This window comes from Pantoea sp. Fr-CA_6 (genome assembly GCF_024520895.1).
GTDB classification, from domain to species: Bacteria; Pseudomonadota; Gammaproteobacteria; order Enterobacterales; family Enterobacteriaceae; genus Pantoea; species Pantoea agglomerans.
Genome location: NZ_JALNPO010000003.1, coordinates 63,039 through 85,816 on the forward strand (window position 1 = coordinate 63,039; position 22,778 = coordinate 85,816).

26 protein-coding genes and 1 pseudogene are annotated in these 22,778 nt (G+C 51.7%); 13 read left to right on the forward strand and 14 right to left on the reverse strand.

Annotation, left to right across the window (positions count from 1 at the left end; all coding sequences use genetic code 11):
* Positions 1-48: 48 nt before the first annotated feature.
* The 5 genes from NR201_RS06270 to NR201_RS06290 all read right to left on the reverse strand — a co-directional run bounded on the left by NR201_RS06270 (position 49) and on the right by NR201_RS06290 (position 4,328).
* Positions 49-1,473 (reverse strand): trehalose-6-phosphate synthase, encoded by a 1,425-nt coding sequence (locus NR201_RS06270; RefSeq protein ID WP_256849517.1) that lies wholly within the window; start codon positions 1,471-1,473, stop codon positions 49-51.
* A 454-nt stretch (positions 1,474-1,927) separates the two neighbouring features.
* Entirely contained in the window at positions 1,928-2,368 is a 441-nt protein-coding gene (locus NR201_RS06275) for a GNAT family N-acetyltransferase (RefSeq protein WP_022624394.1), read from the reverse strand.
* A 115-nt stretch (positions 2,369-2,483) separates the two neighbouring features.
* Entirely contained in the window at positions 2,484-3,161 is a 678-nt protein-coding gene (locus tag NR201_RS06280) for an anti-sigma factor domain-containing protein (protein WP_256849518.1), read from the reverse strand.
* On the reverse strand, positions 3,158-3,706 hold the full coding sequence (locus NR201_RS06285) for a sigma-70 family RNA polymerase sigma factor (protein ID WP_052271357.1): 549 nt from the start codon (positions 3,704-3,706) through the stop codon (positions 3,158-3,160). Before NR201_RS06285 ends, NR201_RS06280 begins: the two co-directional genes overlap by 4 nt.
* Positions 3,707-3,767: 61 nt before the next feature.
* Positions 3,768-4,328, reverse strand: coding sequence for a fasciclin domain-containing protein (locus NR201_RS06290; protein ID WP_033768877.1), 561 nt, complete (start codon positions 4,326-4,328; stop codon positions 3,768-3,770).
* 598 nt (positions 4,329-4,926) lie between these two features.
* On the opposite strand from NR201_RS06290, the gene NR201_RS06295 reads away from it, so the two are divergent.
* The 4 genes from NR201_RS06295 to NR201_RS06305 are packed head-to-tail and all read left to right on the forward strand — an operon-like array spanning position 4,927 to position 6,979.
* Positions 4,927-5,085 (forward strand): IS3 family transposase, encoded by a 159-nt coding sequence (locus NR201_RS06295; RefSeq protein WP_072044071.1) that lies wholly within the window; start codon positions 4,927-4,929, stop codon positions 5,083-5,085.
* A 35-nt stretch (positions 5,086-5,120) separates the two neighbouring features.
* Complete coding sequence (locus tag NR201_RS22715; RefSeq protein WP_354438813.1) at positions 5,121-5,375, forward strand: helix-turn-helix domain-containing protein; 255 nt, start codon at positions 5,121-5,123, stop codon at positions 5,373-5,375.
* Positions 5,376-5,409: 34 nt separating this feature from the next.
* The gene (locus NR201_RS06300) at positions 5,410-6,465 is read left to right on the forward strand and encodes an HNH endonuclease signature motif containing protein (RefSeq protein WP_045140067.1); all 1,056 of its coding nucleotides are present in this window, start codon (positions 5,410-5,412) and stop codon (positions 6,463-6,465) included.
* Positions 6,466-6,472: 7 nt separating this feature from the next.
* Entirely contained in the window at positions 6,473-6,979 is a 507-nt protein-coding gene (locus NR201_RS06305) for a YrhA family protein (protein ID WP_064703955.1), read from the forward strand.
* A gap of 276 nt (positions 6,980-7,255) precedes the next feature.
* On the opposite strand, the gene NR201_RS06310 is transcribed toward NR201_RS06305, so the two are convergent.
* On the reverse strand, positions 7,256-8,830 hold the full coding sequence (locus tag NR201_RS06310; RefSeq protein ID WP_245115009.1) for a methyl-accepting chemotaxis protein: 1,575 nt from the start codon (positions 8,828-8,830) through the stop codon (positions 7,256-7,258).
* 298 nt (positions 8,831-9,128) lie between these two features.
* Here NR201_RS06310 and NR201_RS06315 point away from each other — a divergent pair.
* Positions 9,129-9,407, forward strand: a pseudogene (locus NR201_RS06315) (GrpB family protein); the annotation flags it as partial.
* Positions 9,408-9,434: 27 nt separating this feature from the next.
* Here the strand turns inward: NR201_RS06315 and NR201_RS06320 are convergent.
* The 3 genes from NR201_RS06320 to NR201_RS06335 all read right to left on the reverse strand — a co-directional run bounded on the left by NR201_RS06320 (position 9,435) and on the right by NR201_RS06335 (position 12,250).
* Entirely contained in the window at positions 9,435-9,956 is a 522-nt protein-coding gene (locus NR201_RS06320; RefSeq protein WP_050679304.1) for a GNAT family N-acetyltransferase, read from the reverse strand.
* Positions 9,957-10,065: 109 nt separating this feature from the next.
* A complete protein-coding gene (locus tag NR201_RS06325; protein WP_256849660.1) occupies positions 10,066-10,740 on the reverse strand; it encodes an SOS response-associated peptidase family protein in 675 nt (224 codons plus the stop codon).
* Positions 10,741-11,833: 1,093 nt separating this feature from the next.
* Entirely contained in the window at positions 11,834-12,250 is a 417-nt protein-coding gene (locus NR201_RS06335) for a cell envelope integrity TolA C-terminal domain-containing protein (RefSeq protein ID WP_033743904.1), read from the reverse strand.
* 340 nt (positions 12,251-12,590) lie between these two features.
* On the opposite strand from NR201_RS06335, the gene NR201_RS06340 reads away from it, so the two are divergent.
* Positions 12,591-12,836: a ParD-like family protein gene (locus tag NR201_RS06340; RefSeq protein ID WP_033780321.1), complete on the forward strand. Its 246-nt coding sequence runs from the start codon at positions 12,591-12,593 to the stop codon at positions 12,834-12,836.
* A complete protein-coding gene (gene map / locus NR201_RS06345; RefSeq protein WP_010247003.1) occupies positions 12,833-13,618 on the forward strand; it encodes a type I methionyl aminopeptidase in 786 nt (261 codons plus the stop codon). The genes NR201_RS06340 and map overlap by 4 nt, the downstream gene beginning before the upstream one ends.
* A 35-nt stretch (positions 13,619-13,653) precedes the next feature.
* Here the strand turns inward: map and NR201_RS06350 are convergent, their stop codons facing one another.
* Together NR201_RS06350 and NR201_RS06355 are read right to left on the reverse strand one after the other, a co-directional pair.
* On the reverse strand, positions 13,654-14,748 hold the full coding sequence (locus NR201_RS06350) for a sensor domain-containing diguanylate cyclase (RefSeq protein WP_045140061.1): 1,095 nt from the start codon (positions 14,746-14,748) through the stop codon (positions 13,654-13,656).
* A 202-nt stretch (positions 14,749-14,950) separates the two neighbouring features.
* Positions 14,951-15,259 carry a hypothetical protein gene (locus NR201_RS06355; RefSeq protein ID WP_010247001.1) on the reverse strand — a complete coding sequence of 103 codons (309 nt, stop codon included), beginning with the start codon at positions 15,257-15,259 and terminating at the stop codon, positions 14,951-14,953.
* A gap of 230 nt (positions 15,260-15,489) precedes the next feature.
* On the opposite strand from NR201_RS06355, the gene NR201_RS06360 reads away from it, so the two are divergent.
* The 3 genes from NR201_RS06360 (at position 15,490) to NR201_RS06370 (ending at position 16,739) form a co-directional block, all read left to right on the forward strand.
* Positions 15,490-15,714, forward strand: coding sequence for a hypothetical protein (locus NR201_RS06360; RefSeq protein WP_010670434.1), 225 nt, complete (start codon positions 15,490-15,492; stop codon positions 15,712-15,714).
* 2 nt (positions 15,715-15,716) lie between these two features.
* Entirely contained in the window at positions 15,717-15,959 is a 243-nt protein-coding gene (locus NR201_RS06365; RefSeq protein ID WP_045140060.1) for a hypothetical protein, read from the forward strand.
* Positions 15,960-16,052: 93 nt separating this feature from the next.
* On the forward strand, positions 16,053-16,739 hold the full coding sequence (locus tag NR201_RS06370; RefSeq protein WP_256849520.1) for a hypothetical protein: 687 nt from the start codon (positions 16,053-16,055) through the stop codon (positions 16,737-16,739).
* 220 nt (positions 16,740-16,959) lie between these two features.
* Here NR201_RS06370 and NR201_RS06375 read toward each other — a convergent pair whose 3' ends face one another.
* Entirely contained in the window at positions 16,960-18,009 is a 1,050-nt protein-coding gene (locus NR201_RS06375; protein ID WP_033780325.1) for an NAD(P)-dependent alcohol dehydrogenase, read from the reverse strand.
* A gap of 111 nt (positions 18,010-18,120) precedes the next feature.
* Here NR201_RS06375 and NR201_RS06380 point away from each other — a divergent pair, with 111 nt between their 5' ends.
* Complete coding sequence (locus NR201_RS06380) at positions 18,121-18,513, forward strand: helix-turn-helix domain-containing protein (RefSeq protein ID WP_010246990.1); 393 nt, start codon at positions 18,121-18,123, stop codon at positions 18,511-18,513.
* Between the two features lie 29 nt (positions 18,514-18,542).
* On the opposite strand, the gene NR201_RS06385 is transcribed toward NR201_RS06380, so the two are convergent.
* A complete protein-coding gene (locus tag NR201_RS06385; protein ID WP_139016403.1) occupies positions 18,543-19,364 on the reverse strand; it encodes a Cof-type HAD-IIB family hydrolase in 822 nt (273 codons plus the stop codon).
* Positions 19,365-19,619: 255 nt separating this feature from the next.
* Here NR201_RS06385 and NR201_RS06390 point away from each other — a divergent pair, with 255 nt between their 5' ends.
* Entirely contained in the window at positions 19,620-20,882 is a 1,263-nt protein-coding gene (locus NR201_RS06390; RefSeq protein ID WP_256849521.1) for a DUF1479 domain-containing protein, read from the forward strand.
* 76 nt (positions 20,883-20,958) lie between these two features.
* Positions 20,959-21,708, forward strand: coding sequence for a DNA-binding transcriptional regulator YciT (locus NR201_RS06395; RefSeq protein WP_158149835.1), 750 nt, complete (start codon positions 20,959-20,961; stop codon positions 21,706-21,708).
* Here the strand turns inward: NR201_RS06395 and NR201_RS06400 are convergent.
* Positions 21,705-22,724 carry a LacI family DNA-binding transcriptional regulator gene (locus NR201_RS06400; RefSeq protein ID WP_256849522.1) on the reverse strand — a complete coding sequence of 340 codons (1,020 nt, stop codon included), beginning with the start codon at positions 22,722-22,724 and terminating at the stop codon, positions 21,705-21,707. The two genes, NR201_RS06395 and NR201_RS06400, sit on opposite strands and share 4 nt — an antisense overlap.
* Between the last annotated feature and the right edge of the window lie 54 nt (positions 22,725-22,778).

Sequence of the window (22,778 nt, forward strand, 5' to 3'; positions counted from 1 at the left end):
TTGACGTCCACACCATCCCTTTTAAATCGCCGTTTTAACCTATAAAACTCAGTACCTCGCCCGGCTACTGCTCAGGTGCGGAAAAAAGGCAGGCGACGGCAAGGCTTCCGGAGCAGTTGGCTCAGCGTTCAGCATGCGCAAAAATGACTCAGCCCAGTGATGGCTGTTGTGCATATGCAGTCCCTTCATCAGACGGGCATGCAGAGACCGCCGTTCGTGTAACGGCATCTGCAATGCACGATGTACCGCACTGGCCATTGCATCAGGATCATAAGGATTGACGATGATGGCACCCTCCATCTGCCCGGCTGCACCGGCAAACTGCGAGAGGATAAGCACCCCGGGTTTTTTCGGGTCCTGTAAGGCGATATACATTTTGGCCATCAGGCTCATGCCTGCCATCAACGGCGTCACCAGCGCAACGCGTGAGGCACGATAGATACCAGCCTGCTCTTCCCGGCTGTAACCATGAGTCAGATAGTTCACCGGATACCAGTTCATTGTGCCATGCACGCCATTAAGTTCCCCGCACAACGCCTCCAGAGCGTGACCGAGTTCTGACGCATCATGTGCGTGTCCGGCTGCCGGAGGCGCCAGCTGCAACAGCGTGATATTTTTCTGGTAGCAATCATGTTTTCGCAGCAGCACCTCCAGGGTGCTGATTCGGTAAGGCAGCCCTGAGCTCTCATCAAGATGGCCGCCGCTTAGCACGGTATTTTCGGGCAGGCTTTCGCGGCACTGCATTTCCATGTAAGCACAGCTATTGCTATCACGCAGAGACTGGACATCGTCAAGGTCAATTCCGACAGGAAACACACCCACCCTGATAATCCGGCCATGAACACGAAAGCTTTGCGCCTCCAGCCGTTCTATACGGAATTCGCTCTCCAGCCAGACAAGGAAGTTATTCATATCCTGCACGGTCTGAAAGCCAATCAGATCACAACATAACAGTGAGTCAGTGAACCAGCGCCATTCGGGTATGGTTTCAAACATTCTGCCAGCCGGGAAAGGCTGATGCAGAAAAATACCCACTAAGTTGGTCAATCCTTCTTCACGGATATAGGTGGCACAGCCTAGCAGATGGTAATCCTGAATCCAGATAACATCGTCGGGTGCGGCGTTTTCGCAGATGGCGCGCGCATAGGCTTTATTGATGTTTTTATATTCCTGATAGCCGCTGGCGGAAAAACGAGCCATGTCCGGACGCTGATGAAAAACAGGCCAGAGCCCTTTATGAATATAATTGTGGTACCCCTCATTAAGCTCGCCAGGCGTATACGGGAAGGTCACGGTTTCATACTGACCCATCTGCTGCACGGCGTAGGGTCTTGACGCATCCGGAGGCATCACCCTGCTTTCACCATCCCAGCTAATCCAGACGCCTCCCTGACGGGAAAGGATGCCGTCATAAATTGCAGTAAGCGTCGAACGTTGACATTGATTATGCGAAACAAGAATAAGGCCTGACATGCTGTATTCCTTAAGAACCCGCTGCGGAGAGGCACCAGTGCCTGGCAGCGAGCCGCTATTAATAGGAGGTCGGAGAATAAACTGGAGAAAACCACTCATGAATGTGCACCCTGTCCACTTAATGCCTGCAGACGCTTTTTGCAAAATCGGGTTGTGACCGCCATCGTGTAACGTTGTCACGTAAATGCCCGGTGCCGTTAATTAAACCGAACGGCCTGTAAAAAAGGCGTAAAAAGAGTCTGATGAAGTGTAAAAACGCTGCAAATCACGCGCCCGATATAGCATTAGCGGGCAGCGATGGCGCAAAAAGTCAGTGAGTTGAAGACAGTGAATATACGCGGGTATAAATAAGGCGGGTTGGCCCGGTTCCGCTCACCCTCAAAGCTGGTTTGATAAATGCGTGGCCGGGCCGTTTTATTGCGGAAACAGAGAACCTAAAAATCTCTTTGTTAATTCAGAGCTGAGCGATCATTGTCTGGAATGATACGCCGTTAAAAAATTTGACCTCCCCGACTTTTTTAAATCCCCTTTTCTCATAAAAAGGGACGGCAAGGAGTGATGACCGTACGCTGATTTCTGAACGCAGTTCGGGAATCGCCCGCTGCCAGAGTGCCCTCGCTACCCCTTTTCGCTGAAATTTCGGATGTACAAAAAGGTATTTAACTAAATTGCCTTCGAAAAGGGTGAGTACGCCTGTCACCTCACCTCTTTCCACGGCAATCAGCCAGAGATAGTCATCTGAAACAATCAACGGCTGAAGCACATCGGGCTTTGTGCTGTCGATAAACCATTGCGGACAGGGCTCTGTCTCTGAAAAATTACATTGCACAGACACAAGCTGTATCAGCTCACTGATGCCTGCCGCATCAGACTCCAACGCCGTTCTGATTTCCATTCTTTTGTCATTCCCCCTGATTAGGTTAAGGCAAGGGCATGGAGGCCTGCCATTCGAAAAGCCATCCACTCCCCTTTTCCGCTGAATCCCGGTCCGTGGACCCGCGTCCTGATGATTAAAGCACCGTGACTTTGCCCTGGAAAATCACCGGACCGGACGGCCCGCTGAGCTTAGATCCCCCCAGCGGCTCCAGACTTACCGCCAGTACCGTCTGATTATCTAACTCGCCAGGCGGTAACCGGAAAACATTACTGTCGCGGTGATTGATCAGCCCCAGAGATTGTGGCGCAGCACTGCCCCTGATCAGCCAGAGCTGCAGGTTTTTATTCTCTGGCAGCGTGATGTTCAGCGCCGAAACCTGAAGGAGTGAAGCTGACTTATCCAGATTCACCACAAACTGTGCATCGGGCTGTGCGCCGCTGAGTACCGCAATCGGCTGCAGAGACTGTGGGGCATCCGGCTTGCTTAAATGGGTGAAAATGAGGATGCCAGCCATTGCCGCCGCCAGGCCCCAGCCGAGCCAGAAGCCAGGATGCCTGCGGATTGATGGCGTGCCAGAGACGCCTGCATTCCGGCCAAGATCCTGCTCAATCTGCTGCCAGACCGCAGAAGGCGGGATAACGGCGTGAGTGAGCAGATCAATGCCGCTGAACGCTTTCTGCCAGTTCAGCACTTCCGCGGCGAATACTGAATCGTTATTGAGGCGTTTATCCAGCCGATGACGGGTCACATCATCGGTAAGACCAAGCACATATTCCGCGGCAGTAAGATCATGTTGTTCCTGACCAGTCATAGGCCTATGCACTCCCGAAGATGGGTTAACGCGCGACGGATCCAGCTTTTCACCGTCCCTTCAGGCTGACTCATTGAGAGCGCAATCTCACTCTGTGAGAGGCCACGATAATAGGCGAGCGAAATGCTTTGTCGCTGCTCAGAGGGTAAGTGCGCCATGCAGTGCTGAAGGCGACGCGCCTCCGCATGACTCGCATCGGCAGGAAGTGGCGTCTGGAAACCTGCTTCCGCTTCGCTGATCTCATCCACGGAACAGCTTCTGTTTTCATGTTTACGAAGGAAATCAATCGCCCGATTTCTGGCGATGTGACTGAGCCAGATATGCGGCTCACTGCGCTTATCGTCGTAATAGTTAGCCGACTGCCAGATTTGGATAAACGTATCGTGAAGGATCTCTTCTGCCCAGTCCCGGCGTCTCACCATTCGCAGAATGATCCCATAGAGTCGGGGCGACAGAACGCGATAAAGCTGCTCAAGAGCAGCTTTATCGCCGACGGCTATCTGATTCATTAAATCGGCCTGAATATGGGGCACATTTTTTGTCATCGGCTTCCCTGTGAAAGATGTAGCCACGCGATAAGTGGCTACACACAGTATAGGTAACGCCTTACGGCATCAGCACGGTATCAATAACGTCAATCACACCGTTACTCTGGTTCACATCATACGTGGTGATACTGGCAATATTGCCCTGAGCATCTTTAAGCTGAATATTGTGCGGGCCATTTGCCATCACCCACAGTGATTCGCCATTCACCGTTTTCAGCTCGGCTTTGCCTCCTCCCGCTTTGATTTTTTTCTCCAGCGCTTTCATGTCCAGTTTTCCTGCAACCACGTGATAGGTCAGGACACTGGTGAGTTTTTGTTTATTCTCTGGCTTAAGCAGGGAGTCGACGGTGCCCTTAGGCAATTTATCAAAGGCGGCATTGGTGGGCGCGAAAACGGTAAACGGCCCCTTCCCTTCAAGTGTCTGGACCAGACCGGCGGCTTTAACAGCCGCGACCAGCGTGGTGTGGTCTTTCGAGTTAACAGCATTCTCAACAATATTTTTCGATGGGTACATAGCAGCACCGCCGACCATCACCGTGTCGCTGTCCATGCTCGCCGCGTAACTGGCGCCACTGAAGACTAATGCAGAAAAAATCAGAGTTGGCAGGAATGGTTTCATTTTCACTTCCCTCATTGAGTTAACGGACAGGGCGAGAGCGCCCTTATCTGTTAATACGAATGAGCAGCGAAAACGGATGCAAAAAAATTTAAATTTTTTTAGCGGGGGGTGTTCTGCTTCATGAGAATGCGGATTGACGGGTACAGAACAGCCCTGTTTATGTTGCTCATGCCTGACTTATCGGACTAACGATAAAGCCATGAAGGTAATTACTAAAACGGCTCCTTTCCTTCAAGCTGATACTGCCAATGCGGACATAACGGCGGTTAATGACCATATATTTGTTAAAATGACGGATAAGGTTTACTCCTTCACAAACTCTGCATTTTTCTACGATGGTAAGACGCCAGTGATGCCACGTGTTGATTTAACTTCAACCGCGCCCGACCCATGGAAGTAGAGGTTAATCTTGTGATTTATCATCATTTCCCTCATAAACAAACCTGTTTTTCAAAAGGCTAAAACTTACGGGCGAGGTCAATATGTTTACATTGAATATTTCAGTCTCTGAGCGTCCCGGAATGTCCGCCAAAAGAAAAGCCCTCCGATTGAACTGCACCCCAAAAGTTGGAAACCCGACTGATTAAGGTGCAGTTCAGTGAGCAGTCCTAAGTTTCCCCTTGAATTACGGCTCGCCGTTGTCACGCATTATCTCAACAGCAGGGATGGTTATCGTGAGACGGCTAACCGTTTTGGCGTGGGCCGCACGGCGGTTCGCCGCTGGGTTTCCGCACGGCAGCCGGCATTGACGGGCTGACATGGAAAACGGGTGACTACACTCCTGAGTTCCGGCTGAAGGTTGTCCGCGCCGTCATCAATGATAAACTCTCGCTTCGCGATGCCACCGCTCAGTTTAACCTTCCCAATGAGAGCACCGTTTACCAGTGGGTCAAACGCTTTCAGGCGTCCGGGGCCGGGGCGCTCTCCGGCCTGAAACGCGGAAGACCGAAAAAGCCGGCACCAGAATTTAGGTGCAGACTTCTGATCTACCACCAAAAAAGTATTCCGCTGCTCATTTTTTCCATTAACTACGCTAATTCTCTATAATTGGAGTGTCACCGATATAGCGTAAAGGGATATTATGCTACGTAACTGCCAGGCCAGAACTCTGGATGATATCTACCTCAACGATATTCCCCATATTGTTCCCCCCGATACCGCGTACAGCTATCTTTCAGATACGGCAAATCCCGGACGTATCATTCGTGAGTGGGATTTGCCTGATGGATACTCGCTGCTTGTAAGGCGCTATCTCAGCATGCATTTCCAGCAGCCACATATGGCCTACCGGGACGCGTTGTATGAGGTGAGAAGCGGAAATATCGTTATACTCCGGCGCGAAAGTGGCACAATTTACGGCAGTGTTGCTAACTCAGACGGCAGTCTTATCAGTACGCTGCCGCTTTTTCTGCGTTCTCGCCTTGAAGTTGTGATAAGACGACAGCTTGTCCGCCCCGTAGCCACCAGAGGTAATCCGGCTCAGCGCCCACAGACAGGTAATACTATCAACAGCAAAGCTGCGGGAAGGCTTCTGGCCGCTGGCGGGATTTATAATGGCAATCCGGAAGGATTCAGAAAGACCGCCGAACAGTTAGGCGGTGATGCGGTGAAGGGATACGACAGCGTTCTCAACGAAACCACTTCCGGGATGATGGTCGCAGCTGCTTCACTGCTGGTTGTCCGTAACCCAGTTGCTGCGGAAGAATTGACCAGCTATCTGGGAAAATACAAAAAGGCACACGTTCTCCTGGATGATGTCAACGTGTCAGAGTTGAACTATGTTCGCCGTGACCGCGCTGAATATGCCGCGCTACGTGGTGAGTTCAACAGTTCTGTTCGTCCCAACTTCCTCAAATCGATTTCCGGGCACCCTGATGCACTATCAACGTTTGATTCTAACAATCTTATACGCCTTGCCGATGGTAAAGTGCCGCCCGGTTGGCAGGTTCACCACAAGATCCCACTCGATGACAGTGGAACAAATGCTTTGAATAATCTGATACTGATCCAAAACTCGCCATATCACTCCGCGCTTTCAAAGACACAGGCGATAATCACTAAAGACCTCCCATACAACGCCAGCACTAACGTTTTATGGCCTTCGCCGAACGGCGTAATTTACCCTGTAGGGAAGTGAAAACGATATGAATAACACAATTCAGATAATGGGTATCTTCAAAAATTTGATGATTTCCGATAGTTACCCGATAGCCAGCCCAATAGCACCAGATGTTATTACGGACTTGAAGCGCAATCCTGCGCCAATGGAATGGGATGAAACTAAACGCGGTGTTTACTCGGATATTCAGAAACTAGTGATGAATCGCCAGGACTACGCCGATATGCTCGAAGTCATGGATGGTCTGGAATACAACGGACTCACCCTGTATAGCCTGACGCAGGCAGAGAATGGTGAGTTGGCATGGTCAAATATCTATATCAGGAACATTGATACGCGCGATAATGACGTCTACGTTGATCCCAATCTGACAGACAAACTGCTGATTGGTGAAGATGGAATGTCCGTATTCGTGTACAGCTTCAAAGAGAAATGTTTTCAAATTCGTGACAAAGCATCAACTGATTACGTTATTGAAGAGTACGAAACCTTCAGCGACCTCTTATCGGCCCTTATCGACATAGTAAAATAAAGTTATCTCTGTCTTAGGGGCATTGACAATAGAACACCCAAAGTTGATAGAACACAGAATTATAAAGTGCTGTTGAAGCCCCCCGACCAATATATATCAAGATGGTCGAGGGGATCCTCCGATGAAACAGTGTCCAACATTACGGGGACAGTTCACGATGGAGGGCTTGTACTAATCTGAGAGAAATCGCTCCCTGACATCCATTCCGGCAATATGAAACGGACAAATCAGCCGCGTTTCTCCCGCATCTTTCAACGTGAGCTGTAACCATAATGCTTAAATGCGAAAAGCATTCACGGCTTCACGTAAAGCGTGTGCCTGGGCTGAAAGCGACTGTGATGCCGAAGAGGACTCCTCAACCAGCGCGGCGTTATTCTGCGTGACGCCATCCATCTCGTTCACTGCGATGCTGACCTGTGAAATGCCCTGCATCTGTTCAGCTGAGGCGAGTGAGATGTTATCCATCGCGACGGCGAGTTTTCCAACCATCGCATTGATATCAAGAATGCTCTTGCCGGTCCCGGTTGCCACGACAACACCACTTTCGACCTGCGCCACAGCCTCTTCTATCAGATGTTTAATATCTCTGGCTGCCGTTGCACTGCGCTGCGCCAGCGTCCTGACTTCACCCGCGACGACGGCGAAACCTCGACCCTGTTCGCCCGCTCGCGCAGCTTCGACTGCCGCGTTAAGCGCCAGAATGTTGGTCTGAAATGCAATTCCTTCGATAACGGATGTGATATCCCGGACTTTCACCGCGCTTTTTGAAATATCATTCATCGTCTCTGACATGCGCTGCATATCGTGTTCACCCGAACGCGCCAGCGCAGCGGTTTCACGGGCCGAATCCGCAGTCTGCTGTGCGCCCGCTGCATTGCTTTTCACTGTAACCGTGAGCTGTTCAATACTGGCGGCGGTTTCCTGCAAAGCGGCGGCCTGCTGCTCTGTACGGGAAGAGAGTTCGGTATTGCCCTGGGAAATTTCATCAGCCGCCATGGCGACCAAAGCGGAAGAATCTTTAATCTGCGAGACCAGGTCGCGCAGATTGCTCTGCATGCTATCAAGAGAAGCCATCATGCTGAGGGTATCCCCCTGACGAAGGGTCACTTTTGTCGTCAGATCGCCCGCCGCAATCGCAGCGGCCAGGCCCTGCGCATGAGAAGGTTCGCCACCCAGCTGAGTCTTGATCCAGCGGGTAATCAGCCCACTCATCACAAATCCCATCACAACAAACAGGGTGGTCAGGCCTGCCAGCGTCATATAAACACCGGAGAGCGCCTGCGTGGACGTTTCCGCCGTTTTACTCGTTACCCGCGCCTGATAATCAACCATCCCATCTACCGCACTGCGGTAGTGCGAAAGCGCAGGGATCAGTTCACCACGGAGTTTTTCCGGGAACGTAGTGGCGTTCTGCATAAACAGGTTTTGCTCTGCCTGATGAAGCGGACCCGCTGCCACTTCGATTTTATTTAATTGCGTGGAAGCCTCTTCTACTTCAGCAAGATTGATCCCCGGAATGCTTTTGGCACCGTTGATCAGTTCGCGAAAATGCGCGGTGGTATTATCACTGTTGGTCTGCAACGCAGAGAACTGGGTTTTTATAGTGGTCTCTGCCTGAGGCTGAGTGTCTGAAGCCACGGACAGTAAAAGGACAGTTTGCTGAGTTAAATTATCTTTTAGCGTCTGCAGGGCCTGGAGATCGCCCAGCCGCGCGCGCGTCAATTCCTGCTGATCGCTGGCCGTATTGAGTTTAAACCCGGCAAATCCTGTCACAAAAACGCCCGTTAAGATGACTGTGAGGAATGCCGCAGTGAGCATGACGCTTAATTTTATTTTTTTGTTCCGATACATAGGAGACCCCGATGTTTGAATTAATAGGTTATCACCGACGTTCCGCTTCTATGGCTCGCTGGTACTGGATCTGTTATCGGCAGCGGGGAAAGAAATTACAGTAATGAAAGGGGTAAGAAGCGATGATTCCTGGGCTGAGTAAAGGGTAAATCCCTGACGGATGCCATTAAGGCAGTGAGTGTTATTCTCGTAACTTGTCGCCTGAATGCGGATAAAACTATTCCAGCTTCGCTTGTGGCACCACGGATTTAACAGACTCTTCAGCGTCATTTGAGATGACTGACAATAGAAGTGTCCTCGTGGTGAGAACGGAATCTCAGGCCGCAGATATTTTATTAAGGGTGGGGAACGGCGTAGCCATCAGGTGCATGCGTTTGCAGCTGGAGACGAACAGATAATAAGGCACCTTGCTTTCCGTGATTACCTCAGAGAAAACAGAGATATCGCAGCAACCTATGCTGAGATAAAGCGTGAAGCAGCATCACTCTGTAACAACGATGCTCAACGCTACAGCGCGCTGAAAGCGAACTTTATAGCGCATCATCTACAGCTCGCACTGATTGACCTGAAACGATAGGTACTGACAGGACAGGATATATCCTCCTCACCCCCGTTTTTGATTCCATTCATCCTGACTCAGGGTAAACAGCATGCTTGCGGGCGCATTTTCCACATCATAAATATCCCGGGTATGACGGAGTCCGGCCTTAATCAGAACCTTTTGTGAAGCCAGATGATTCGCTCTTACGACTGCAGAAATTTCAGCCAGTTTTATCTCTTCGAACCCATAACTAACTGCATAGTTCGCAAATTCCGTCGCCAGTCCTTTCCCCCAGGATTCCGGAGAGAAACGATATCCCAGATTATTGATCGTGATATCGGCAAAGCTTCTGATGCTCAATCCCCCAAAACCGATGATTCTTTCTGGATTATCCTGAAGCGAGATAGCCCAACTGCCGAAGCCATTCAATTCCCAGTGACGGATAGAGCGCGATAGCACCTCCCGTGAATGATGGATATCCGGATGAGGGCCCGCGGGATTAAACGTATTCGTCGCAGGGTCGCCGTAGATCCTGTAAAGATCATCGGCATCTGATGGGGTGACTGGCCGAAGAAACAACCGCATAGTGTCTGGCTGCAAAATAAACGCTCTCAGATTAAGAAACGAGTGATCCTGTTTTTATAACGGGAAACGGTGCGGGAAACTATGTAAATCTCTCACCTCATCAGTCTGTTCAGTCAGGCTTGATCTCTTTAATAAGCGCTTCACCCTGATTGTGGATGTTGCCGACTTTGGCTGTAACAGGATGCCAGGTAAAGTCCTTTTCCGGCAATGCGGCTTCATGTGCAATTTCCTGAGCACGTTCTGACGTGGTTTCGGCACTGAGCCATTCGCGTACAGCATCCGCACTTAAAACCAGCGGGCGTCGGTCATGGATATCAACCATGCCTTTATTGCTCGCTGCCGTTACGATAACAAAACCCTCATGCCCATGATCCTTACCATAAGGAGCGTTGCCGATAGCGGCGAAGAACAGCGGTTCTTTCTCTTTGTGGTAAATAAAGTAAGGCTGTTTTTTGTCGCCCTCTCGCTTCCATTCATACCAGCCATTGGCAGGAACAATGGCGCGACCATGCTCCCACAGCGGTTTGAACATGCGTCCCGTCGCAGCGGTTTCACCACGCGCATTGATAAGCGGTTGTTTGTCCCACCACTCCGGACCGTAACCCCAGTAAACCGGATCAAAGTGCAGTTCATTATCCCGCTCATTGAGCAAGAGCACTTTGGTGCCTGGAGCAACGTTAAAGCGGTCTATCGGCTCCGGATCATAAATAATTTCATCGGGCTTCATCCCCAGGGATGCAAAGTAATCGTCTCTGCTGCTGTACTGCGCAAACCGTCCACACATGGGGACCTCCTCCCATAAGGATAGCGCAGCGTTGAACGAGTTAAATAAATCTAAAAAAATTGTTCTTCTGGCTGAAGATATCGTGATTTTTGACGAGAACATAATTAATGAATATGAATAAACTGGAGCAGTAATGAAGGGAATTATTTTAAGTCTGGCTATGGCATCACTGATGGCTGCCTCGTTTACAGCTGATGCGCGCGGCCATCGTGGTGGGGGTGGGCATAGAAGCTACAGCCATAGTTTTAGTTCAGCTTACTCATCACAAACAACGACACCCAGAATCAAGAAGAGATATTCCAGCAGCAAGCGAACGGCCAGATATGCTACTGCGGGCGTGGCGGGTTATGGCGCATACCAGGCCCATAACTACACGTCATCCTAAGTGCGTGAGAAGGGCCGTCAGGCCGCAAGAAAACCCTCAACGAACAGCTATGACAACCAGTATCCAAATCAGCCCCAGGCTCAGCCAGTTAGCCAGAATATGGCACCGACATGTTCACCCTTATCTATGGTAAGCCAGCCGGGCTATACAAACCTGCCTGTATGCCTGGGCAGTGTTAATTGATTTCAAGCCTTGTAGCGATGAAACGACGATGAATTGATATTTTTCAGGAAGACACATTTTACAGAATGCCACTTACCGCACCCCGGAGAGGTCATATTTTAGTGACTTCGTAGGGACACGAACCTTTAATAATATGAGATATAACTCATGACCATAGTTTTTATACCTGCCCTCATCCCATTACTGATGAGAATTGAGAATGAGAAAGGAAGCCCGCTTACTGAGCAGGAAGTCAGTAGCATCCGTGATAATGCCACAACTATCGAAGTGCCGCGTGATGTTGCTCTCGCCATGGCTGAATGCCGCGGTTACTTCGATATCAACCCTGAAAGTTGCTGGGCTGAATGGAGCTTGTACCGGAGTAAGAGTTTGCTGTCTGTTGCTGACAACGGATAACTGCATCGCGGTGCACAGTTTTAGCAGCCGGTATCTGACGGCATAGCTTCAGAGCAGCACGGTGCCTTATGGGATTGTGAGTTTAGACATTTAAGTGCAACGCTTAACACTTTCCTTAGCTATGTAATCTTATTGCGGAGCAAAATGTATCGGGATTTCATCCTTCATAAAGGCGGGTCTCATTGGAAAAGTGTGGGCATCTGCAGCTTGTTTGATTGCTTTAATTGCAGCAGCGCACAGAGCTGGATCTCCGCCCTGAACGTTGATGCTTACCGGAGGCTCGCCTTCCGGCTGCCTGATCCTTACATCACATGTTTTACCGCGATAATTATCTGCATCGAAAAACCGATATTGTATTGCTGTAACAGCCTGGCAGAGCCAAAGCTGAGTTTCACGCTCTTGAGTTTGCTGTGGTGTCTGAGATTCACACTGACTTTTAATCTCTGACGCGTCGGGAGTCTTAATTCCCTTTTGTCGGATGTGATTTGTGCTCATATGGCATCCTGAAACTGCCAATGCGGCAGTCAAAGCAATTATTCTTTTCATGATTACATCCCTGATCTTTGCCCATATTTTATACCATTAATTCTACTGACTTAATATCCACAGCCACCAGAACAACCCAGTATTTCATCTGCTCAGTCATCAGCTAACCTTTCAGCAAATAGCCAGTGTGTCAGTGCTTTTTCGGCGGAGCTTGCACTACTGTTACCTGGCCATACACACCTCTCTATTATCTATAAATTTTTCTGTTCCGATCGAAATGCGTGGCCGTTGGTCATCATTCTGTACCCTGCTTCAGACGCGCAACAATCTCACCCCTCTTTTCAAATCACGCCGATAACGTTAAGCTATACGAAACATATACGTTTCATATAAGGCTTGCATGGGTATCGTAAAAATCTCCGATCTGATGCATGAGAATCTGCGCATCGCCAGTCAGGCGATGAGCCGCTCAATTAATGCACAGGCAGAACACTGGCTAAAACTCGGTATGCTGGCTGAACTCTATCCGCAGCAGACTCAACATCAACTGGCGCAGATGCTAATCCGGCTTGAACTGGAAGGCAGCGCTGATATACGCAATATGCTCTCTAAAGAGAGCCTCACCACACAAGGAGACGTGTCATGAACAGCGTTAAAATTCATACCGCAGCGGAAATCGAAATGGCACGGGCAGCCGGACAGGCTGCGGCTCAGGTGCTGGCGATGATTACACCTCACGTCCGTCCCGGCATCACCACGGAAGAGCTGGATGATATCTGTCACGATTTTATTGTGAATGAGCTTAAAGTGACGCCAGCAAACATCGGTTACCACGGTTATACCCGTACCACCTGCACGTCGGTTAATCATGTGGTCTGCCACGGCATTCCGGCCAGCAAAAAACTCAAGGATGGCGATATCGTTAATATCGATGTAGCGATCATTAAAGATGGCTGGTATGGCGATACCAGCCGGATGTACTTTGTCGGCACACCGTCAGTCCGTGCAAAACGTCTGGTCGAGATCACCTATCAGTCGATGGTCGCCGGTATCAAAACCGTCCGTCCTGGCGCGACGCTGGGCGATGTGGGCGCGGCTATCCAGCGTGTCGCTGAATCGGCTGGCTTCTCGGTGGTGCGTGAATATTGCGGTCACGGTGTCGGCGAAATTTACCACACCGATCCACAGGTGCTGCACTACGGCACGCCGGGCGAAGGGATGCCACTCAAAGCAGGCATGATTTTCACTATCGAACCGATGATTAATGCCGGTAAAGCCGGAACCAGCGTGCTGTCAGATGGCTGGACGGTGGTCACCAAAGATCGCTCGCTCTCGGCGCAATGGGAACATACCGTCGCCGTTACCGATGAGGGTTTTGATCTGCTCACGCCCTGGCCTGAAGGAACCGGCGACTACCCGGCGATTTAATCTCTCAGCCTGAGACAGGGTCTCAGGCTGCATTGTTAACTGCCCCTGACTTCACTCAGCGTTTCCAGCGTGCCGGAATGCCACACCTGCACATCGTTACGTCCGGCGCGCTTGACCTGATACAGCGCCTCATCGGCGCATCTCAGCCATTCATGAATTGTCGCCGCATCGCATGCCGGTGCAATCCCGATACTCACCGAGCACTGAAAGGTAGATGAAGCCGGCAGCCGCAGCAGGGCAATCCCCTGTCTGATCTGCTCTGCCAGCAACATGATGCTGGTTTCATCCGCATCCCGCACAATCACACACAGCTCATCGCCGCCAAAGCGGGCAGGTATATCTTTCAGGCCGACGCTGTCACGCAGCAGTGCCGAGATTTCTGCCAGCAGGAAGTCGCCGGCTTCATGCCCGAAGGTGTCGTTAACCTGTTTGAAGTGATCGACATCCAGCAGCATCAGCCAGGCTTTACCCTCACCTCGCTGGGTACGTAAAAACTCGCTTTCAAGCCGCCGCTCAAACAGACGTCGGTTAGGTATTTTCAGACCAGGATCCATCAGCGCAATGCGTTCCAGCTCCTGATTCTTCTTTCGCAGACTCAGGGTCAGATTGTGTGAAACCACGCTGAGCGCCAGCAGATAGCCGCTGGCGAGCGGCAGAGTCAGCCAGACGGTGCGGGTAGAGAAGGTCAGCTGCAAAGGCGCCTTTTCGGCTAACCAGGCCAGTAAAAAGGTCAACAGAAAGGCCTGCAGAGCAGACTTCAGCTGAACCCAACCGCCCGCCGAGTAACGATCAGAGATCAGTACCGCCATGATAATAATCGAGGGAAGCGGACTCAGCGCCATGGTTGCCACCCAGAAGCCGCCGAATGCGGCATCCAGCGTCAGATTCTTACGTTCAAAACCCGTGGGATCGCGCGATCGCAATGCCAGTCTGAAAGCGGCATAGGGCCAGACAAACGCATTAGTAAATAGCAGTGCGCAGAGTTCCAGGCTTTTTCCCAGCTCCATCAATACTGACAGAATGGGCAGGAAACAGAGAAAGGTGCCGAGCTGGCGCATCATGAACATGCGGCGCACAAATCGCGTCGATCGGCGCTTCAGCTGAATATCGTCAGGAGTGTAGTAATTCATATGCAGACTGAAGCAGCAACAGGTTATGGCAGTTTATCGGCAATTAATGAATTAAGGTAAACTATTTACAGAATATTCTTATTGCGGGCCGCGAAAGGCATCTCGTTAGGCTGTGACTTGTGTGCCGGGGACGATGGCAGTCAGGGGACATTAGCAGTAATGTGAGAAGATACCGCGCGCCATGAATACGCGCGGAAGCTTTTTATCGGCGGCCTTTAACCACTGAGGCAGACCAGTTGAAATCGCTGACTTCACTGGCGGTCATTGAAGAAGGTTTTTTCTTACGCAGCGGTTTTTTCTTCTCCTTCTCAGCCTGCGCCCTCTCCTTCTCCAGTTTGCTGGTCATGATGATCTGACGAGCTTCACTATTGAATTCTTTCTCTTTTTTGCTATCAGGCTCTTTACCGGTTCGTTGACGGTACTTCTCGGCCAGGCCCTTATAGGTTTGCTCGACGGCCAGTCGTTCATCAGCGTTGAACTGATCAATGGAAATCATCTTTTTATCGTTCATAGCGGCGTGTCCTGTGGCGAGTTATTCCGGCAAGTGTACCGCATTTGCGGTCCGTTAACGCAGGGAATGGCATTAATCCGGTGAGCTGCTGATTCCGTCAGCACATGCAGCCCGGTAATTTCTCTGAAACCTGCGCTTAGCCCTGTAAAAAATAGGGTTATCTCTTAATATAAAACTAATGTTCATCAGGTTTACTGGCAGTGACCACGTACTGCCGAGGAGCTGAAGGAATGATAAAAGAGACCGATCGCCTGTCACAGGCACTATTACGGCGGCATGGGATTGGCGTTAAACAGAAACGTATACACTTCCGTGGCAGGGATCTGCTGTTTCAGCTGCACAACGCCCGCTATGAGGTGTTCAACGGCGATCGCTGTATTGCAACCGTCGATACCAACAATATCAATGAAGCCATTAAGCAGTTTAAAGCGCTGGACCAGCCTGGGGAGAAATAGCCATGCCAGACTATCGTCTGTTTCAGAAAGAGCAAACAGTCAGAGCCGTGAACACTGAGCGGCAGGATCAGCAGGACGCGTTAATGGCTGATGGCTATAAGATGGCGTGGGACGTGGTGCATGCCGATAACGCCGATGCCGCCCTGCTGCGCTATCAGCAACTGCGTCACGAAGAGGATAATGCTGAGCAGAATTTCGCAAACGATTCAGTTTTAAGTAGTCTGATAAACCTGATATCCCGCTGAGTCAGTGCGGGGCTGAAGGTATAAAGCCAAAGTTACTGTTAATTCATGCTGTGCTGATTAGAATAAAGAAAATTTCCCGAATACAGGTTTCTGATGAAAATCACCATTCACAAAGAAGATGAGCTGTTTATGCACAACTTCTTTGCTGCGCCATGCCACACCGTTGAAACAGACTCACCACAGGCACAACAGATTCAGCAATCGCTACAGCTGGCCATCCAGCAAAAAGGTGCAGAGGCCGATGGCGACTGGAAACGTAGCCTGACTTTTTTGATTCTGTTTCTCTTTTTATATGCTGCGCTGGGTGCCTCGCTGACGCTTGATCTCAGTACCACGGGCACGCCTCATAAGAGTATTGAATATGCGCTGGAAGCGATTCCGGTGCTGATCGCCTTCTCCGGCTTCTTCATCTCTATTCTCTATCTGTTCCTGACCCGCGCCAGCGCGCGTAAACAGCGTAACTGGGAAAGGACTATCCTGGTACTGGAGAAATACTCCATCGGAAATCTGTTTAAAGCGACGCATACCCAGGGCGGTGGTACCAGCAACTACTCCGTACCCAATCTTTCCATTTCGCTCGCGCTGTTTATCTGCCTGACCTGGCTGGTGATTTATAACTTTCTGACGTTTACCACCAGCGGGGTGTTTGGCAGTGTCATCTCCCTGTTTATCAGCACCATGGTTTATGTGATTCTGGATATTCAGCTGCTTAAGCCTTTTACCCATGCTGTGGAGAAAGCAGAAGCGGAAAAGAGTGACGCGGATAAAGAGCAGGATTAACTGCGCCTGGTAAGCGGCAAAAGAGATACCCGGTCAATGAGCCGGGTATTTTTTTGTTTAATCAGAACGATCTTGCTGCAAGACCCCTGCTGCACGGAGTTCAATGAGGTGGGTTGATATTAAAACATTTGAGTATGTTGTAACTATATGCAGGGCTTAATCCTTTGGGTTCAGCCCGTGTAAAAGTCAGACGGCCCGCTTTCACAGCGGGCCGTATTCATCACCAGTGGGTTTTCTGCATATCAATGACAAAACGATATTTCACATCGCTGGTCAGCATACGTTCAAAGGCAGTTTCGACCTCTTCACCTGTGATCATCTCAACATCAGCCGTGATGTTGTGCTGACCACAGAAGTCGAGCATCTGCTGCGTCTCCTGGATGCTGCCAATTGAGGTGCCAGTGATGCTCAGGCGACGAAACACCATCGGTGTCACATTCGGTGATGGATGAGGTTGATCGGGTATGCCCACCAGCACCAGCTGACCATTGGTTTTCAGCGCACCGAGATAAGGATCAAGGTCGTGTGGTGCAGCGACACAGTCCAGAATGATATCCAGTGACGACTGGCAGTCAGCCATTTGTGCGGCGTCTCGTGAGATCACCACGTTCTTAGCGCCGAGCCGGCGTGCATCTTCCCCTTTCGCCGGAGAAGTCGTAAACAGGGTGACTTCTGCGCCCAGTGCACTGGCCAGTTTAACCGCCATATGGCCCAATCCCCCAAGCCCGACCACACCCACACGATCGCCTGCTTTGACTTTAAAATGCTGCAACGGTGACCAGACGGTCACGCCAGCGCACAGCAGCGGTGCCACCGCATTCAGTGCCAGATTGTCGGGCACCGTGACCACAAAATGCTGGTCGGCGATGACATGCTGCGCATAGCCGCCAAATGTCGTATTGCCGGTGTATTTATCCGTACCGTTGTAGGTCGGCGTGAAACCCGCCTCACAATATTGCTCTTCCTGCTGCTGACAGAAATGGCATTTACCGCACGAGTCGACCATCACGCCCACGCCAACCGTATCCCCGGCGGCAAATTTAGTGACGTTGCCGCCCACTGCCACTACGCGTCCGACAATTTCGTGACCGGGAACCAGCGGATAGCGGCTGACTCCCCATTCATTACGGGCCATATGCAGATCGGAGTGACAGACACCGCAGTAAAGAATTTCGATTTTCACATCGTCAGCCTGCAGCTCGCGTAACTCTACCTGGCCTGCCCGCAGCGGCTGATCTGCCTGGGACGCTATCAGTGCGTTAATTTTCATCTGTTGCCTCTTTTCACCTGGTGGTCGTAAAGAAAGCGGCCCACTATAGACACACGGAACCCCATTTGGTAGTAGTTACCTTTTGGTTACCATTATGTCTGGGAAGTCACTATGCCGGTCTGGGTTGAAGGAAAACTTTGCTTTTATGCGGATTCACCGCCACGCCGCCTGCTGGAACTCTTTTCGGTGAAGTGGAGCACGATGGTGCTGCATGCGCTCTATCACTGGCCGGAAAATCGGGCACGCACGGGTGAACTGGAGCGCAGCCTGCAGGGTATTTCGAAGAAGATGCTGATTCAGACGCTGCGTGAGCTGGAGCAGCGCGGACTGGTGTCGCGTCAGGTCTGGCAGGTGGTGCCACCAAAAGTGGAATACAGCCTCACGCCGTTGGGGCATACCTTCGCACAGCCAATAGAGCAGATGTATCAGTGGGGACTGGAGAATCAGGCTGCGCTGGATGAAATGGAACATCACGCGCGCAGCCATCAGGAGAGTGGCGGATAGAAGGCCGCCAGTTCTCACGCAGTGCAGGCTTAATCGAACGGGAATTCGCGCGCCAGCACGCGGGAAATGACATTCAGCGCGCCTTCATCATTGTTGCTCTGAGTCTGATAGCGCGCCACGGCAGCGACCGAATCAGCGGCATTGGCCATTGAGAAACTGAAGCAGGCCTGACGCAGCATCTCAATATCATTGGCGCTGTCACCAATTGCCAGCACTTCGCAATCGCTGATGCCCCACTTTTCCTGCAGCAGCGCAATGCCGTGTGCCTTATGGCAGCCGGGAATAATGAGATCAATAAAGCCAAAACCGCTGGATACCGGATGCATGATGTTTTCCAGCTCGCCCAGACGGGAATGCAGTCTTTGCAGCAGTGCATCCACCCCTTCGTGCTCCAGCTTCAGCGAGAATTTGAAAATGGTGTCGTCGATGGCATAGAGGTCATCGCGTTTTTCCAGCCGGTGATAGTGGTTTGCAAGCATTGCCATCACCTCATCAGAGGTGGATGAATGCATATAGGCGCCGTTGCGTCCACAGACCACGACCGCGATGTCAGGTTCATGCGCCAGGATATCGAGGATCTTATGCACTTTCTCCTGAGCTAACTCTCCGCAGAAGATCTCTTCATTACAGTCAGAAACCCATGCGCCATTTTCCGCCACGAAAGCGATCTCATCTTTGATGTCGGGAAAATAGCGCTGCAGCTGGTAATACTGATTACCACTGGCCACCACAAAACGGATGCCCTTCTGCTTCAGCAGCGCATACTGACGTGAAAACCGCTGAACGTTGTACTGCTTATTGTCGTCCAGAAAGGTGCCGTCCATATCCACCGCAATCATCTTAACCGCCATCTCGCCTGCCCCTATACGTTCGCCGTTCTGTCCTTTCGGCTGATTGATTTGATTCATAAAGCTTACTCGCTGTGTGGATTAATGAGAATGCAAATAGTGACTTTGCTAACGGCTTTCAGAGCGTTCCGGTTCCGGAGTTGTGTTATCACGCACGTTTTTTTTCGTTAAAAGGATGTTAACCTCAGTCGAATATTACGAATGAAGGTTATTTTAATTACATTCGTAACTCAACCCCCAGATATTCAGGAGCACGAGATGCGTGAAGATTCCCGATCAACCCCTTTACCTGACGACGTCAAAACCGCTATTCGCGAGATGAAACAGCAGTTACGTCAACAGATTGGTGATGTCGATGCCCTTTTCCGTCAGGTTTGCGACAACATCACTGCTGCGATTGCTGAAGCAAAAGCAGATGAAAAGCGCACGGGCAGTGCCTGGCCGGTAGTGCCCATGCAGGACATTGCAGCGGGAAAGGTTTCGGATGAAACCCGGGCGCTGATTAAACGTCGCGGCTGTGTGGTAATTAAGCAGCACTTCGCGCGTGAGCAGGCGCTGGCATGGGATAAGTCGATGCTCGACTATCTGGATCACAACCGGTTTGACGAACACTATCGCGGCCCCGGCGATGACTTTTTTGGATCGCTGGCCGCCTCCCGCCCCGAAATCTATCCGATTTACTGGTCACAGGCGCAAATGCAGGCGCGGCAGAGCGCGGCAATGGCTGACGCGCAATCTTTTCTGAACCGGTTATGGAAGTCTGAATCACAGGGCAAGCAGTGGTTTGACCCGGATGTCAGCGTTATCTATCCCGATCGCATCCGTCGCCGCTTGCCGGGCACCACCTCGAAAGGATTAGGCGCCCATACCGATTCCGGCGCGCTGGAACGCTGGTTACTCCCCGCGTATCAGCAGGTTTTCAGTAAGCTGTTTCACGGTGATTTTGCCGCTTACGACCCCTGGGATGCAGCTCACCGCACCGAAGTGGATGAGTATGATCTGCCGGGTACCACCAAATGTTCCGTGTTCCGGACCTTTCAGGGCTGGACCGCACTCTCCGATATGATCCACGGTCAGGGCCTGCTGCACGTGGTGCCGGTGCCGCAGGCGATGGCCTATGTTCTGCTGCGCCCGCTGCTTTCAGACGTACCTGAAGATGAACTGTGCGGCGTCGCGCCGGGCCGGGTGTTGCCCGTTAATGAACAGTGGCATCCGCACCTGATTGCAGGACTCTGTTCGATACCGGCCTTAGAGGCGGGCGATTCGGTATGGTGGCACTGTGATGTGATCCACGCCGTTGCACCGGTTGAAGATCAGCAGGGCTGGGGCAATGTGATGTATATCCCCGCTGCACCTATGTGTGACAAAAACCGCGCCTATGCCCGGCGGGTTGCACAGGCCCTGGAGCAGGGACGTTCGCCGGGAGATTTTCCGCCAGAAGATTATGAAACAGAGTGGGACCAGCGTTTTACGCTGCAGGATCTCAATCTTAACGGACGCCGGTCGCTGGATTTGTCCTGATCCCAATCCCGCGTTGTACACCAGCGCGGGATATCCCTGTTACACTGGAGCTTCTTTTTTTCTGCGAAACGCAATTATGAACCCGCGACATCATCAGATTATTCAACTGGTTAATAGCCGGGGCAGCGTAACGGTCAGCGAACTGGCGCAGCTTACCGGGGTTTCTGAAGTGACGGTGCGTCAGGATCTCACACTGCTGGAACGCGACCGGTTGCTGCGGCGGGTTCACGGTTCCGCGCTGGCGCTGGACAGCGATAACGTCGGCACCCGCATGAATACCCGCTATCTCACTAAGCAGGCGCTGGCACGACATGCGGCCAGCCTGGTTCAGGCGGGTGAATCGGTGTTCATCGAAGGCGGCAGCACCAATGCGCTGCTGGCGCGTGCGCTGGCTGACCGCGCCGATCTTACGCTGATTACCGTCAGTCACTATATTGCCCAGCTTCTTCGGGAAGCCACCTGTGAGGTGATTGTGCTCGGTGGTCTGCTTCAGAAAAGCAGTGAGTCGGTAGTCGGCCCGCTGACGCGGTATTCCATCCAGCAGGTTCATTTTCATCGGGCATTTGTTGGCGTGGATGGCTGGCATCCCGAAACTGGTTTTACTGGCCGCAACATGCTGCGCTGTGATGTGGTGGATGCCGTGCTGGCGAAAGGCGCTGAGAGCTATGCCCTGACCGACGCCTCCAAGTTTGGTCAGATTCACCCCTATCCGCTTTCATCCGGTTTTCAGGTCGGGCACGTGATTACCGATGAGACGCTGGATGCGGCGACGGTAGCGCAGCTCAGGGAACAGGCGATAGAGGTGATACAGATCGCCGCAGGTTAAGCAGAACGGCCGGGGCCTTTAGTAACGGAGTCCCGCAGCATCAGGCTGGCCGTGAAAGGTGCCTGAGTATGCCAGTCTCCGCCATCCAGCATGGTCAGCAGGCGGTTAATCGTCTCATCGATCATCTCGGTGACCGGCAGTTTCATGCTGGATAACGACGGCGTGATGAAGGGCGCCAGCGGAATATCATCGAAGCCAATCACCGAAACCTGCCCGGGTACCGCGATGTTGCATTCAGTCAGACGCTTGATGGCACCAATCGCCATCTCATCATTACTCGCCACCAGCGCGCTGAATGTCACCCTGCGTTCCAGCAGCATGTCCACGGCCGCCATACCGCTCTGCGCCGTCCATTTACCGGTCACGATTCGCCGGGAATCGGCTTCAATGCCCTGTGCGGCCAGCGCAGCGTGATAGCCGGAAAGTCGCTCGACGCCGGTCGGCGAATCGAGCGAACCGGTGATAAACGCGATCTCGCGATGCCCCTGATTCAGCAGATAGCTCACCGCCGTGGCGCTGCTGGCGTGCTGATCGCTGTAAATGCAGTAGCTATGGTTGACGCGCAGCCGCCGGTTGATCACCAGTATCGGCTGTTTGTGCCGGGAGATAATCGCATCCAGTGCGTCAATGCTCAGGAAGCGCGGATAGATAATGATGCCGTCACAGCGCAGATCGAGCAGAAACTGAATCGCCGCCTCTTCCTGCTCAGCGGTGTGTTTGCCGTCCGCCAGAATCAGCTGGCGGCCCTGCTGTTCCAGTATGCGCGCGGAGTGTGCCATTAGTTCAGTGAAGTAGCTGCCGCTGTAGAGCGTATTGGTGATCACCAGTCCAATGGTCTGAGACGTTTTTGTCGCCAGGTTGCGCGCCAGCAGATTGGGCCGGTATCCGGTTTCGGCAATCGCCTTCAGTACTTTTTCACGCTTTTCCTGCCCGACATAGCCATTGCCCGAGAGCACACGTGACACTGTCGCTTTTGAGACGCCCGCCCTGTTTGCCACTTCCTGAATCGTTGCCATGGTGATGCTCCTTTGCTGCGTCGTCCTGCAGTCTACCTAAGCCTCTCAATGTTG